Genomic DNA, 13961 nt, shown 5'->3' with positions numbered 1-13961 from the left:
TCCCCGCCGCGACGGCCACGGCCGAGGACTTCGAACGGGCCCTCGCGGCGGGGACGGGCGTGGGGTGCCTGCTGGCCGAGGTGGACGCCCCCGGCGGGGTGGAGGTGGCCGGGATGGCGTTGTGGTACACCACCTTCTCGACGTGGCAGGGCCGGGCGGGCATGTGGCTGGAGGACCTCTTCGTCCGCCCGGAGCACCGCCGCCTGGGCATCGGCCGCGCCTTCTTCGCCGAGCTGGGCCGGCGGTGCGAGCAGCGGGGCTTCGGGAGGCTGGAGTGGTGGGTGCTGGACTGGAACTCCGCGGCGCACGCGTTCTACCGGTCGCTGGGGGCGCAGCCGCAGGACGAGTGGACGGTGTGGCGCCTGGACGGGCCCGGCCTCGAGGCCGTGTCCGCCGGCTGACCCACGGTCCGCCCCGGGCCCCGGCCACGGCGGCTCGTGACGGACCGTCACGCGCGGCGGACGCTGTGCATCTGCAAAGGTGGTGGCAGCACCATCGACGCACGACCACCCCAGCCGGCCCGGACGCGCCGGAGGACCCGAGAGGACGCTGACGTGTCGACCCCCCTCGCCCACGGAGCCGCGCACACCGAGGCCGGCACCGACCTGGTGGAGCTGCGCGTCCCGGCGGACCCGGCGTACCTGACCGTCGTGCGCACCGCGAGCGCCGGGCTGGCCGCCCGCCTCGACCTCACCCTCGACGAGATCGAGGACCTGCGGATCGCGGTCGACGAGGCCTGCACGCTCCTGCTGGACCCCGCGACGACGGACCAGGACCTCGTCGCGACCTTCCGCCTCGGGCACGGCAGCCTCGAGGTGGAGGTCCGCGGTCCCGCCCGGGAGCTGCCCGAGCGGTCGAGCTTCGCGTGGGCGGTGCTGGAGGCGCTGGTGGGCGAGGTCTTCACCGGCACGTCCTCCGAGGGCGCGTGGATCGTGCTGCGTCACACCCGCGCCGCCGGGACGACGACGGGGACCTCCGCGGGGGGCCGGTGAACGCCGCCACGGCGCGCGCCGCACCCGACGGTGAGGGGGCCGGCCCGCAGCACGAGGAGCAGTCGGCGCCCGGCGAGCCGTCCGTGGGGCGGCAGGCCTCCGGGGCCCACGAGTCCGCAGGGCCACCTGCGTCGACCGACCCCGCGCCAACCGGTCCCCCACCGACCGACCCCGCACCGACCGATCCCACACCGACCGACCCCGCACCGACCGACCCCGCACCGACCGAGCTCGCACCGACTGCGGGAACACGCGGAGCCGTTGCGGCGCAGCGGTCCCCGGGGCCCGCGGACCAGGACGACGACGCGGGCCAGGACGACGACGCGGGCCAGGACGACGACGAGCTGGCGCGGCTGCACGCGCGCTTCGCGGCGCTGCCGGAGGACGCCCCGCAGCGGCGGGCCCTGCGCGAGGAGCTGGTGCACCGGCACCTGCCGCTCGCCGAGCACCTCGCGGCGCGGTTCCTCGGCCGGGGCGAGCCCCACGACGACCTCGTGCAGGTCGCGACGATCGGGCTGCTGAAGGCCGTCGACCGCTTCGACCCGGGGCGCGGCGTCCCCTTCGGCGCCTACGCGGTACCCACGATGCTCGGCGAGATCAAGCGGCACTTCCGCGACCGCGGCTGGGCGATGCGGGTCCCGCGCCGCTGGCAGGAGGCGGGCCGCTCGCTGGCCGACGCGCGCGAGGCGCTGACGCACGAGCTGGGCCGTGCGCCCACCGTCGCGGAGCTGGCGGCCCGCACGGGCCGCGAGACCGACGAGGTCGTGGAGGTGCTGGAGTCGGCGAACGCGTACACGACGCTGCCGCTGGACACGGGGTCACCGACCTCGCCCGTCGCGTCGCTGGGCAGCCTGGACGAGCGGCTGCTGAACGTGGAGAACCGCGAGGCGCTGCGCCCGCTGCTCGCGGCCCTCGCGCCGCGCGAGCGGCGCATCCTCGCGCTGCGGTTCGTGCGCGGCATGTCGCAGGCGCAGATCGCGGCGGAGGTCGGCATCTCCCAGATGCACGTGTCCCGCCTGCTGGCCCGGACGCTGGTCGAGCTGCGCGAGGCGCTGGGCGACGAGGACGGCTGACCCGGCCCCGCCGCCCGCGCGGACCGGCCGCCCTCAGCGGGAGGTGGCCGCCGCGACGGGTCGCAGGAAGAGCCCGACGAGGACGAGCACGGGGGGCAGGCCGATGACCACTCCGAGCCAGGCGCTGCCTCCGCTGAAGGCGGGCAACCCCGCGGCCAACTGGAGCAGCTGCCAGACCAGGACCGGTGACCGGGCCCAGGCCGCGCCCTGCAACAGACCGCGCGCGCAGAAGGCGAGCGCGGCGGCGAACAGCAACGCCATCGCCGCGAGCACGCCGGCCGCGACGGGATCGACGGCCTGCGCGCCGGTCAGCAGCCCGCGGGCCTCGTAGGCCGCAGCGGCCACGAGGAGCAGCGCCTCGAGGCCGACCAGGACCGCGACGGCTACCAGCAGTGGCGGACGGCGGCCCGAGGCCCCAGGCTTGGTCGACACGGAGCCACCGTACGACGTCGACCAGCGTCTGTCCCCCGACCGGGGGCCGACAGCGGGATTGCCGGGAGGGGTCCTGCGTGTTACGTCCATGTGACGAACCCGACACGATCTCCCCACGAACAGGCGTGAGCCACCCCTTGTGGGACGCGCTTGAGAGTGTGACCCTGGGTGCGACGCGATCCCCGACGCACGTCACCCCCAGGAACTGGGCATCCCATCCTGTGCACGTGCGTCCCGGCACCGCCGGCGATGCCGGTGCTCAGGGATCTGTGTGACGGTCCTGTCCCCGCGGGTCCGTCATGCGTACTGAGACCGCTACCGCTAGAAGGAGTGAACACCCCATGGACTGGCGTCACCGTTCCGCCTGCCTCGACGAAGACCCCGAGCTGTTCTTCCCGATCGGGAACACCGGGCCGGCCATCCTGCAGATCGAAGAGGCGAAGGCCGTCTGCCGCCGCTGCGACGTCATCGACTCCTGCCTTAAGTGGGCCCTGGAGACCGGCCAGGACGCCGGCGTCTGGGGCGGCATGTCCGAGGACGAGCGTCGCGCCCTCAAGCGCCGCGCCGCCCGCGCCCGCCGCGCCAGCTGACTCCTCGCGGCTGAGAAGCGCTGCGGGGCAGCACTCCTGCACCGCACCCTCTCCACTGCAGCACCGGTGCGACAGCTCCAGCGCACGATCCGATCGCCCCACCCGCCGCGCGGGTCGGGGCGATCGGTGCGTCCGGGCAGGTCCCCGTCGTCACGGGCTGCGGACGCTGCCGATGGAGGCCGGACCGCGGCGCACCCGCAGGTCCAGCCGGACCTCCGTGCCTCCCGTGGAACTGGCCCCGAAGTCCATCCGGCCACGCAGCTCGCCCGCGACCAGCGACCGAACGATCTGCGTCCCCAGCCCTGAGCTCCCCGCCTGGAAGTCCTCCGGCAGTCCCACGCCGTCGTCGCTGACGACGACCTCGAGCCGGTCCTCCTCGGGGTGCTCGACGCGCACGACGACGGTCCCCGCCCGGCCGCCGCCGAAGCCGTGCTCCACCGCGTTGGTCACGAGCTCCGTGAGGACGAGGGCGAGCGCGGTCGCGTCCTCCTGGCGCAGCTCCCCGAACCGCCCCTCCCGCACCGTGCGCACGCGCTCCGAGTTCGACATCGCGACCTCGGCCGCCAGCATGAGGCAGCGGTCGAGCACCTGGTCGAAGTCGACGTGCTCGTCGATGCCCTGCGAGAGCGTCTCGTGCACCAGGGCGATGGTGGCGACGCGGCGCATCGCCTCCTGCAGCGCGGAGCGGCCCTCGGGGGACTCGATCCGGCGGGCCTGCAGGCGCAGCAGGGCCGCGACCGTCTGCAGGTTGTTCTTCACCCGGTGGTGGACCTCGCGGATCGTGGCGTCCTTCGTCATGAGCTCGCGCTCGCGACGGCGCAGCTCGGAGACGTCACGCACGAGCAGCAGGGCGGCGACCCGCACGGGCGGGCCGCCGGCCTCGCGCCGCGTCAGCGGGATCGCCCGCATGGACAGCGTCGCGGCGTCGGTCTCGAGGTCGGTGCGCCACGGCGCGCGGCCGGTGACGACCAGGGGCAGCGACTCGTCGACGGGCAGGTGGCTCGCCGCGAGGCTGGACGACACCTCGGCCAGGTTCGCGCCGACGAGCTCGCCGATGAGGCCCGCGCGGTGGAACGCGGACAGCGCGTTGGGGCTCGCGTAGGTGACGATCCCCTCGGCGTCCAGGCGCAGCATGCCGTCCCCCACGCGCGGGGCGCCCCGGCGCGGACCCGTGGGTGCCGCGACCTGCGGGAAGTCGCCGGCCGCGATCATCCGCGTCAGGTCGTCGGCGCACTTCACGTAGTTCAGCTCGAGGCGGCTGGGCGTGCGCGACGTCGCGAGGTTGGTGTGGCGGGCGAGCACGCCGAGCACGACGCCCTCTCGCACCACGGGGATGGTCTCCTCGCGGACGGGGACGTCGTCGTCCCACTCGGGGTCCCGCCCGCGCAGGCTCCGCGCCTCGTCGAACGTCGTGTCCACCTGCGCGCGGCGGCCGCGCTCGAGGACGGCGCCGACCACGTCGTCGTAGTGCACCGTCGGGCCCGTCGTCGGCCGGCAGTGGGCGACCGCGACGAAGTGCTGGCGGTCCGCCGACGGCACCCACAGCACGAGGTCGGCGAAGGACAGGTCGGAGATCAGCTGCCAGTCGCCCACCAGCAGGCGCAGCCACTCCGCCTCGGGGGCACCCGTGCGGGTCTCCGAGTGCAGCAGGTCAGCCATGGTGGGCACCCGGAGAGACTACGGGCCGCACCCGGTGGCCCGGACGACACGGGTGTCCCCCCTCCGCGGCGGCCGGCAGCGGCGGGCGGGCGGGGCGTCAGCCGGTCCGCAGCACCGTCCGCAGGACCCGCAGGCCGACCGACAGCGACGCGAGGTCGGCGCGGTCGGCCGCCTCGATCTCCTGCATCGTGGCCCGCGCGCGGCGCACGGCCGGGGCGTGCGCCTCCTCCCACGCGCTCACGGCCGCCGGGGCGTCCCAGCCCGCCCCGCCGCCGTCCGCGTGGGCGTGCACGGCCGCGGTGAGGTCCCGCAGCGCCGAGTACAGGTCGTCGCGCAGGGCGGCGCGGGCCAGCGCCTGCCAGCGGTCGGCGCGCTCGAGCCGGGTGATGTTCGTCAGCAGCGCGTCGATCCCGTACCGCTCCGAGATCGTGAACCAGGTCGCGGCGACGTCGGCCGGCGCCCACCCGCTCGCGGCCGCGACCTCCGCGACGTCGAGCAGGGGGTAGACCGAGAGCAGGGCCGCCGTGCGCAGCGCCTCGTCGCCACCGACGCCCTGCGCCTCGTACTCGGCCGCGTCGCGCAGCACGACGTCGCGGTCGACCCCGACGGCCAGGTCCGGCACCGCCGGGGCGAGGTCCGCCACGACCGCCGCGAACCGCTCCACCTCGGCCGGCACGTCGATCCCCTCGGGCCGGGCGTGCAGGAACCAGCGCACACCGCGGTCGAGCAGGCGCTGGTGCTGCTGGCGCAGCCCCGACTGCACCTCCGCGGGGACGCGACCGTCGAGGGCCTCCACGGCCGCGGCGCGCTCGGGCAGGCCGAACACCGCGAGGGTGACCGCGAACGCGCGGACCACGTCGGCGAGGTCGCTGCCCGTCTCCTCGGCGGCGCGGAAGGCGAACGTCAGGCCGCCGACGCCGACGACGTGGTTGACCACGACGGTCGTCGCGATCTCGCGGCGCAGCGGGTGCTCGACGAAGCGCTCGCCGAAGCGGTCGGCGAGCTCGGCGGGGAAGTAGCTGCGCAGCGTCTGCGCCATCCACGGCTCGTCGGGCAGGCCGCTGGCCAGCAGGGCCGAACCCAGCGAGATCTTGGCGTAGGCGGCGAGGACGGACAGCTCCGGCATCGTCAGGCCCCGGCCCTCGCGGCTGCGGCGGTCCAGCTCGGCGGACGACGGCAGCGCCTCCAGCCGCCGGTCGAGCTGACCGGTGGCCTGCAGCGCCTCGAGGAAGCGGCGGTGCGCGGGGAGCAGGCCGACGGCGAAGGTCCCCTCGACCGAGAGCATGACGTTCTGCTCGTAGTTGTCCCGCAGGACGTGCCGGCCGACCTCGTCGGTCATCCGCAGCAGCGTCGCGTCGCGGTCGGCCGCGTCGAGGTGCCCCTGGGACACGAGGTGGTCCAGGAGGATCTTGATGTTGACCTCGTGGTCGCTGCAGTCCACGCCCGCGGAGTTGTCGATGGCGTCGGTGTTGAGCTTGACCCCGGCCAGCGCGGCCTCGATGCGGCCGCGCTGCGTCAGCCCGAGGTTCCCGCCCTCGCCCACGACGCGGACGCGCAGCTCCCCGCCGTCGATGCGCACGGGGTCGTTGGCCTTGTCCCCGACGTCGGCGTGCGACTCGGTGGAGGCCTTGACGTACGTGCCGATGCCGCCGTTCCAGAACAGGTCCACGGGCGCGCGCAGGATCGCCTGGACGAGGTCGACGGGGCTGAGGGCGGCCGGGCCGGGCAGCCCCAGGCGGGCCGCCGCCTGCGCGCTCACGGGGATCGACTTCGCGGTGCGGGGGTGCACCCCACCCCCGGGCGAGATCAGCGAGGCGTCGTAGTCGTTCCACGAGGAGCGCGGGAGCCGGAACAGGCGCTCCCGCTCCGCGTGCGCGGCAACGGGATCGGGGTCCGGGTCGAGGAACACGTGGCGGTGGTCGAACGCCGCCACGAGGCGGACCTGCTGCGAGAGCAGCATCCCGTTGCCGAACACGTCACCGCTCATGTCGCCCACGCCCACGACCGTCGTGGGCTCGGTCTGGACGTCGTGACCGAGTTCCCGGAAGTGCCGCCGCACGCTCTCCCACGCCCCGCGGGCCGTGATGCCCATGGCCTTGTGGTCGTAGCCCACCGAACCGCCCGACGCGAACGCGTCACCGAGCCAGAACCCGCGCGAGACGGCGATCTCGTTGGCGATGTCGGAGAACGAGGCCGTGCCCTTGTCGGCGGCCACCACCAGGTAGGCGTCGTCGCCGTCGTAGCGCACGACGTCGCGCGGCGGGACGGTGACCTGCGTGCCGCCCTCGGTGCGCAGGTCGTCGGTGACGTCGAGCAGGCCCGAGATGAACGTCCGGTAGCTCGCGATCCCCTCGGCCCACCAGGCGTCGCGGTCCACGGCCGGGTCGGGCAGCCGCTTGGCGACGAAACCCCCCTTGGCGCCGGTGGGCACGATGACGGCGTTCTTGACGATCTGGGCCTTGACCAGGCCGAGCACCTCGGTGCGGAAGTCCTCCCGGCGGTCCGACCAGCGCAGCCCGCCGCGCGCGACCTCGCCGTAGCGCAGGTGGACGCCCTCCACGCGGGGGGAGTACACCCACACCTCGGCGTGCGGCGCCGGGTCCGGCATGCCCGCGACGCCGCGGGGGTCGAGCTTGAACGACAGGTGCGGGTGCGGCCGCCCGTCCGCGTCGCGCTGGTAGGCGTTGGTGCGCACGACCGACAGCACCACCGACAGCAGGGCCCGCAGGATGCGGTCGGCGTCCAGGCCCTCCACGGCGTCCAGCGCGCCGCGCGTCTCCTCCACGAGCGCGTCCACGGTCTCGGCGCGCTCGGACTCGTGCCCGGCCCGCGTCGGCGCGAAGCGGGCCTCGAACAGCCGCACCAGGAGCCGGGTCAGCGCGACGTCGCCCAGCAGGCAGCCGGACACGTAGTCCACGGAGTAGGCGAGCCCCACCTGCCGCAGGTAGCGGGTCAGGGCGCGCAGCACCGCGACCTGGCGCCAGGTCAGCTGCCCCGCGAGGACGAGGCGGGCCAGGCTGTCGCTCTCGGCCGCCTGCGTCCACGCCGCGGCGAAGGCCTCGGAGAAGCGGGCCCGCGCGGCCGCCGGGTCGGCGTCGAGCTGCCAGACGTCGACGGGCAGCCGGAGGCCGACGTCGTAGATCCAGACCCGGCGGCCGTCCTCGCGCTGCACGACGTGCGGCCGCTCGTCCGTCACCTCCACACCCAGGTCGGCCAGCACGGGCAGGACCGCGCTCAGGGTCACGGGGCTCGTGCGGTAGGAGGCCAGCCGCCAGGTGCGGGGCTCGCCGTCGGGCGCGTCGCGCAGGGCGAGGACGGGAGGCGGGTCGGCGAGCGGGTCGCCCGAGGAGTCCACCTGGGCGAGCAGCTCCTCGACGCGCACGAGGTCGCCCACCGCGACCGCGGCGCCGACGTCGGCCCGGTAGCTGCCGGGCACGCCGCGCGCCCAGCGCCGCACCAGCGCGGCGCCCGCGTCGGCGCCCAGCTGCTCGCGCGCCGCGTCGAGCAGGTCGTCGTCCCAGCTGCGGACGGCGTCGGCGACGCGGGCCTCCAGGGCGGCCGCGTCGACGTCGGTCAGCTCCTCCCCCGGGCGGGCCCGCACCACGACGTGCAGCCGCGCCAGGACGCTCTCCGTGACGGCCAGGGTGCTCTCGACGGAGCCGCCGTCGAACGCGTCGCGCAGCAGCGCCTCGACCCCTGCACCGACGCGCGTGGAGTACCGGTCGCGCGGCAGGAACACCAGGCAGGACATGAAGCGCCGGTAGGCGTCCTGCCGCAGGAACAACCGCGTCCGGCGCCGCTCCTGCAGGCGCAGGACGGCCATCGCGGTGTCGAGGATCGAGTCGACCCCGGCCTGCAGCAGCTCGTCGCGCGGGAACCACTCGAGGATGCTCAGCAGGTCCTTGGCCGAGTGCCCGCCCGAGCCGAACCCGGCGCGCCGCAGCACCTCCGCGACCTTCTCGGCCACCACGGGCACGCGCCGGACGCTCTCGGAGTAGGCGTTGGAGGTGAACAGCCCGAGGAAGCGGCGCTCGCCCGTGACCCGTCCCGCGTCGTCGAACGTCTTGACGCCGACGTAGTCGAGGAACGAGGGCCGGTGCACGGTCGCGCGCGCGTTGGCCTTGGTGACGAGCAGGACCTGGGGTTCGCTCGCCTTCTCCCGCACCGGTCCCGAGAGCGGGCGCACGCGGCCCGACGTCCGCCCCGGTCGCTCGGCGAGGACGCCGAGACCCGTCTCCGGTCGCGCCGCCAGCACGACGTCATCGCCCTCGGCGCGCAGGTCGTACTCGCGGTAGCCGAGGAACGTGAACCGGTCGTCGGCCATCCAGCGCAGGAACCGCTCGGCGGTGCGCAGCTCGTCCTCGCCGACCCCGGCCGGCGGGTCGACCTGCAGCTCGTCGGCGATCTGCAGCGCCTTGGCGCGCATGGGGTGCCAGCCCCGCACGGCGGCCCGGACGTCGTCCAGCACCGAGGTCAGCTCGGCCACGAGGGCCTCGAGGAAGTCGGGGCCGCCCTCGCGGTCCACCTCGATGCGGATCCAGGACTCGGCCAGGTCGCTCGGCGCGGCCGTGTCGACGTCGTGCAGGTCGAGCAGGACGCCCTCGTCCGTGCGGCGCGCCGCGAGCCGGGGGTGCACGAGGAGGTGGATGGCGTGACCGCCGCGGGTCAGCGCGGCCGTCAGGCTGTCGACGAGGAACGGCATGTCGTCGGTGACGACCTCGAGCGTCGAACGACTCCCGCCCGCTCCCGACGCCTCCCCCGCCACGGCGCGCACGAGCGTGGTCCCCGGCCGCCGGCGCCGCCCCGCCACGACGTGGGACGCCACCGCCGCCGCGAGGTCGGCCGGATCACGGTCGGCGAGGTCCTCGACCGCGGTGTGCGCGAAGTAGTCGAGCAGCAGCCGCTCCGCGGCCGTGCCGGTCTGCAGCGCCTCCGGGAGCTCCTCCCCCCAACCGGGACCGCGCGCAGCGCTCGCCGAGCGCATGAGGGGTCGGACGGGGGACGTGGACGTCGGCATCGGGTGCTCCGGGAGTGGCCGGTGGGTTGCCCTGACGACACTAGCCCGTCCGGCGCCGCCGACCGGGGGACGCGGAGGCCCGGCGGTCCTAGGGTTGGCGTCGTGCCGCACCCCCGCCCCGACGCCGAGGACGCGCACGCGCACGGCACGGCCGCGCGGCTGCGCGCGGAGCTGCTCGCCGCGGGTGAGCAGGTGGCCGGCACCCACGCGGACGCGCGGCGGCCCGGCACGGCCGACGCCCTCGTCGACCTGCGGGTCGACGCGCAGCAGGCGCTGGCGGCGCTGGCCGCCCGGCTGCCCGCGGACCGGCCGCGCCCGTGAGCGTCGTGGACCTGCGCGGTGGCGGTGCGGGCGACACCGCGGGCCTCTCGGCGCTGGCCGCGGCCCTGCACGCGGCGGCCGCCGCCGCCGAGCGGGCGGCCGGTGCGGCGGGCTCCCTGGACGTCGACGAGGCCTTCGGCCCGCACGCGCGGGCGGTCGGCGCCGCACTGCGGGCGGCCGCGGACGCCGCGGCGAGCGCGGCGGAGGAGCTGCGCGGCCTGCCGCTGGGGCCGGGGCGGCACGCGGCCGCGGACGCCGTCGAGGCCACCCTGGCCGAGAGGCTGCGCGACCCGCTCGGGACACTGGCGGGCGCGCTCGCCGCGCGCTGACGCCACAGGGAGGACCAGGGGTGCAGATCCACGAGGAGACGCAGTACGGCGCCACGCCGCAAGAGCTGTTCGCGGTCATGCGCGACCCGGAGTTCGCACGGGCGCGGGCCACCGCGTCGGGTGCGCTCGAGCACGACGCGGAGGTGCAGGAGGTCGACGGCACGACGCGCGTCGTCAGCAGCCGCACCATCAGCACGGGCCCGATGCCGGAGACCGCGCGGCGCTTCGTCGGCAGCACGGTCGTCGTCGAGCAGGTGGAGCGGTGGTCCGCGCCGGCCACCGACGGCAGCCGCAACGGGACCGCCTCACTCACCGTCCGCGGCGTTCCGGTGACGTTCGAGGGCACCATGACGTTGCGGCCCACCGCCGGCGGCTGCACCCACGTGCTCGACGGGACCCTGCGGGCGAAGGTCCCGCTCGTGGGCGCCAGCATCGAGAAGGTTCTCGGCCCGATCGTGACGTCGATGGTCCGGTCGGAGGCGGAGCTCGCCCGCACCTGGCTCGCCCGCGGCTGAGGCGCCCGCGGCTGGGGCGTCCGCGGCGGGGACGCCTCAGCCGCCTCGGCTCAGCCGCCGACGGCGACGAGCAGCGACAGCTCGCTCTGGTCGTACCAGAGCAGGTCGTGGCCCTCGACGGACTCGACCGTGAACCGGGCGTCCTCGTCGCCCGCGTCCGCCGCCGGCAGCGCCGAGACGGCCGCCCGGACGTCGGCCTCCGCCTCCTCCGCGTCCACGTGGATGCTCACGAGCTGCGTCAGGAGCAGGTCGCCGGGCAGCTCCAGGCGGGAGCGGTCCGGCCCCGTCCAGGCCCGGCGCTCGGGTCCCGGTCCGCCGCGCTCCGGCACCTCGAGCGCGAGGACCACACGCCGGGCCGGCCCGCCCGACGCGGCGACGAGTCGCAGGGACTCCTCCGCCGCGTCGGTCATGGCGATGAACTCGAGCTCCTCCTCGAGGTCCCGCGGGTCGGCGTCGGCGTAGTAGTCGCGCAGCGCCGGCGTCACCGAGTGCACGGACACCGGGCCGCTCGCCAGGACGTCCCCCCGCAGCGCCGCGAGGGCTCCGAGGGTCGTCGGCCAGTACACGCGCACGATCGCCTCCCCGCTCAGGTCGTCGGGTCGGCGTCGGAGGCCGGCTCGTGGGAGGCGTGCTCGTCGGAGGCCACCTCGTCGGCGGGCGCGGGCGCGTCCTCGGCCTCCTCGGGCTCGTCGTCGAAGCCGTCCTCATCGAGCGTGAGGACCAGGCCGTCGAGCTCCTCGAGCCGCTCCATGGCGTCGGTCTCGCCCTCGGGGTCAGCGTCCGCCGCGCGCTCGAGCCAGGTGCGGGCCTCGTCGAGGCGCCCGACGGACTCCAGCGCGTCGGCGTAGGCGTACCAGAGGCGAGCACGCCACGGGGCGCGGCTGTCGGTGTGCAGCTGGGGCACCTGCAGCGCGACGACGGCCGCCTCGTGCTGGCCGAGGTCGTGCCGCGCACCGGCGGTGACGATGAGCATCTCGACGCGCCCCGCCTCGTCGAGGCGACGCGCCTCGGGCGAGGACGCGAGGTCGAGGGCCCGCTCGGGGCGCCCGAGTCCGCGCTCGCTGTCCGCCATGAGGGGCAGGTAGCTGTCGTCGCCCGTCATCCGCCGCGCCGTGCGCAGCTCGGCCAGCGCCTCGCGGAAGTGCCCGGCGCGGTAGGCGCTGATGGCGGCGGCCTCCCGCACCGCGGCGACGCGACCGCCGCGGCGCTGCGCGGCGAGCGCGTGCTGCCACGCCGCCTCGGCGTCGACGTCGACGAGACGGCCGCTCATGACGAGGTGCCGTGCGACGAGGTTGGCGTTCTCCGGCGACAGGCCCTGCAGCGCGCGGCGCACGTCGGGGGCCAGCTCCCGACCGGTGACGTCCTCGGGCAGCTCTGGGCCGGCCGGCCGCTCGACCCGGTGCCGCGGCGCCCGGTCCTCCCGGCGGTCCGCGCCCGCGGAACGCTCCCACGGGCGGGCGGTCCCGCCCCGCGGAGCCGAGCCCCGCTCGCCGCCGCGCGGACGGTCGCTGGACGGACGCTCGGTGCGCGGACGCTCCGTGCGGGGACGGTCGGTGCGGGGACGGTCGGTGCGGGGACGGTCGGACCCGCCGCGGTTCTCCCACAGCCGATCCGTGCGCGGACGGTCGCTCGAGGAGCGCTCGGTGCGGGGACGGTCGGACCCGCCGCGGTTCTCCCACGGCCGATCCGTGCGCGGACGGTCGCTCGACGGACGCTCCGTGCGGGGACGGTCGGACCCACCGCGGTTCTCCCACGGCCGATCCGTACGCGGTCGGTCGCTGGACGGACGCTCCGTGCGGGGACGGTCGGACCCACCGCGGTTCTCCCACGGACGATCGGTCCGCGGACGGTCGCTCGACGGACGCTCCGTGCGGGGACGGTCCGCGCCGCTGCGGTTCTCCCACGGCCGATCCGTGCGCGGACGGTCGCTCGACGGACGCTCCGTGCGGGGACGGTCGGACCCACCGCGGTTCTCCCACGGCCGATCCGTGCGCGGACGGTCGCTCGACGGACGCTCGGTGCGGGGACGGTCCGAGCCACCGCGGTTCTCCCACGGACGATCCGTGCGCGGACGGTCGCTGGACGGACGCTCCGTGCGGGGACGGTCGGTGCGGGGACGGTCCGAACCGCCGCGGTTCTCCCACGGACGGTCGCTGCGCACAGGACGGTCACTGGAGGGACGGTCGGCGCGCGGGGCACCGGAAGGTCGGCCACCACTGCCGTCACGGGACGGCCAGCCGCGCTGCCCCCCCTGCCCACGGTCGTCGCGGCCACCGGTCGCAGGGCGCGAGGCGCCCGAGCGGGAGCCCTGGTGACCGGCGGAGCGCTGACCGTCCCGCTCGTTGAACGCGCGACCGGCGACAGTGGAGTCGTTGCGACGGGCGGGGCGACCACCGGCTGCATCCCGAGTGGCACCGCTGGGACGACCGTCACCGCCGGCACCCGACGAGCGGGTGGCGCTGTCGGTGCGCTCGCGCCAGGGCGCGGGGGACGCGGGGCGGTCGCTGCGACCGTCGCGCTGCAGAGCACGGTCGGCCGACTCTCGGCGCGGACCCCCGCTGTACGGGCGGCCCGAAGGACTGTCACGACGAGGAGCAGAGCCGCCAGCCCCACGAGAGGAGCCACCGCCCGCCCCACCACGGGAGTCGTTGCCGCGCGAACGGTTCGGTCCGCTCCGCGCACCCGACCCCTGGTCGTTGCGGTTGCGGTCTTGCGACTCTCGTTCGGCCATGTCGTGCTCCCGTCACTCCCACGGGCACGCCCTGGGAGATCCTCGTCGTCACTGTTCAGATGGAGGCGTCACCGCGACACCGCGCGACGACACCGAAGACTCTCACGGAGTCCGGACATGAGTGTGGGGAGCCGGTCTCCTCCGTAGAGAAGACCGACTCCCCACCTCACAGAACTGAGCGGTCCGGCGGTGTCCTACTCTCCCACTCAGTCTCCCGAGCAGTACCATCGGCGCTGGCAGGCTTAGCTTCCGGGTTCGGAATGAGACCGGGCGTTTCCCCACCGCTATGACCACCGGACCAC

The 13961-nt window shown here is 75.7% G+C and carries 12 protein-coding genes and 1 rRNA gene; 7 read left to right on the top strand and 6 right to left on the bottom strand.

Going from position 1 to position 13961, the window contains the following annotated elements; all coding sequences use genetic code 11:
* The 3 genes from GTR02_RS13360 to GTR02_RS24510 all read left to right on the top strand — a co-directional run.
* Nucleotides 1-401 (top strand): GNAT family N-acetyltransferase (locus tag GTR02_RS13360; RefSeq protein WP_166607988.1); only part of this gene is annotated, 401 nt, incomplete at its 5' end.
* A 153-nt stretch (nt 402-554) separates the two neighbouring features.
* Nucleotides 555-992: an ATP-binding protein gene (locus tag GTR02_RS13355; protein ID WP_166607987.1), complete on the top strand. Its 438-nt coding sequence runs from the start codon at nt 555-557 to the stop codon at nt 990-992.
* On the top strand, nt 989-2065 hold the full coding sequence (locus GTR02_RS24510; RefSeq protein ID WP_338073797.1) for a SigB/SigF/SigG family RNA polymerase sigma factor: 1077 nt from the start codon (nt 989-991) through the stop codon (nt 2063-2065). Before GTR02_RS13355 ends, GTR02_RS24510 begins: the two co-directional genes overlap by 4 nt.
* A 33-nt stretch (nt 2066-2098) precedes the next feature.
* On the opposite strand, the gene GTR02_RS13345 is transcribed toward GTR02_RS24510, so the two are convergent.
* Entirely contained in the window at nt 2099-2497 is a 399-nt protein-coding gene (locus tag GTR02_RS13345; RefSeq protein WP_166607986.1) for a hypothetical protein, read from the bottom strand.
* Between the two features lie 341 nt (nt 2498-2838).
* Between GTR02_RS13345 and GTR02_RS13340 the strand changes: the two genes are divergently transcribed.
* The gene (locus tag GTR02_RS13340) at nt 2839-3087 is read left to right on the top strand and encodes a WhiB family transcriptional regulator (protein ID WP_166607985.1); all 249 of its coding nucleotides are present in this window, start codon (nt 2839-2841) and stop codon (nt 3085-3087) included.
* A 150-nt stretch (nt 3088-3237) separates the two neighbouring features.
* On the opposite strand, the gene GTR02_RS13335 is transcribed toward GTR02_RS13340, so the two are convergent.
* Both GTR02_RS13335 and GTR02_RS13330 read right to left on the bottom strand, forming a co-directional pair.
* On the bottom strand, nt 3238-4746 hold the full coding sequence (locus GTR02_RS13335; protein ID WP_166607989.1) for a sensor histidine kinase: 1509 nt from the start codon (nt 4744-4746) through the stop codon (nt 3238-3240).
* 97 nt (nt 4747-4843) lie between these two features.
* Entirely contained in the window at nt 4844-9763 is a 4920-nt protein-coding gene (locus tag GTR02_RS13330) for an NAD-glutamate dehydrogenase (RefSeq protein ID WP_166607984.1), read from the bottom strand.
* 102 nt (nt 9764-9865) lie between these two features.
* On the opposite strand from GTR02_RS13330, the gene GTR02_RS24505 reads away from it, so the two are divergent.
* Genes GTR02_RS24505 through GTR02_RS24495 form a run of 3 tightly spaced genes read left to right on the top strand, consistent with a single transcriptional unit; the run spans nt 9866 to nt 10928 of the window.
* Entirely contained in the window at nt 9866-10084 is a 219-nt protein-coding gene (locus GTR02_RS24505; protein ID WP_166607983.1) for a hypothetical protein, read from the top strand.
* Nucleotides 10081-10413, top strand: coding sequence for a hypothetical protein (locus tag GTR02_RS24500; protein WP_166607982.1), 333 nt, complete (start codon nt 10081-10083; stop codon nt 10411-10413). Before GTR02_RS24505 ends, GTR02_RS24500 begins: the two co-directional genes overlap by 4 nt.
* 20 nt (nt 10414-10433) lie before the next feature.
* The gene (locus GTR02_RS24495; RefSeq protein WP_166607981.1) at nt 10434-10928 is read left to right on the top strand and encodes a DUF2505 family protein; all 495 of its coding nucleotides are present in this window, start codon (nt 10434-10436) and stop codon (nt 10926-10928) included.
* A gap of 50 nt (nt 10929-10978) precedes the next feature.
* Here GTR02_RS24495 and GTR02_RS13310 read toward each other — a convergent pair whose 3' ends face one another.
* The 3 genes from GTR02_RS13310 to rrf all read right to left on the bottom strand — a co-directional run bounded on the left by GTR02_RS13310 (nt 10979) and on the right by rrf (nt 13957).
* Entirely contained in the window at nt 10979-11500 is a 522-nt protein-coding gene (locus GTR02_RS13310; protein WP_166607980.1) for a DUF6912 family protein, read from the bottom strand.
* A 14-nt stretch (nt 11501-11514) separates the two neighbouring features.
* The gene (locus GTR02_RS13305) at nt 11515-12261 is read right to left on the bottom strand and encodes a tetratricopeptide repeat protein (protein WP_166607979.1); all 747 of its coding nucleotides are present in this window, start codon (nt 12259-12261) and stop codon (nt 11515-11517) included.
* Nucleotides 12262-13840: 1579 nt separating this feature from the next.
* Nucleotides 13841-13957: ribosomal RNA gene (rrf, locus tag GTR02_RS13300) — 5S ribosomal RNA — on the bottom strand.
* Between the last annotated feature and the right edge of the window lie 4 nt (nt 13958-13961).

Source organism: Kineococcus siccus (genome assembly GCF_009906795.1).
Lineage (GTDB): Bacteria > Actinomycetota > Actinomycetes > Actinomycetales > Kineococcaceae > Kineococcus > Kineococcus siccus.
Note: the sequence above shows the minus strand (reverse complement) of the source record. Positions and strands in the feature narration are given on the sequence as shown.

Excerpts from the sequence above, each read along its gene's own strand:
- GTR02_RS13340 (WP_166607985.1), top strand. The coding sequence starts at position 2,839 with ATGGACTGGCGTCACCGTTCCGCCTGCCTCGACGAAGACCCCGAGCTG.
- GTR02_RS13335 (WP_166607989.1), bottom strand. The coding sequence starts at position 4,746 with ATGGCTGACCTGCTGCACTCGGAGACCCGCACGGGTGCCCCCGAGGCG.
- GTR02_RS13330 (WP_166607984.1), bottom strand. The coding sequence starts at position 9,763 with ATGCCGACGTCCACGTCCCCCGTCCGACCCCTCATGCGCTCGGCGAGC.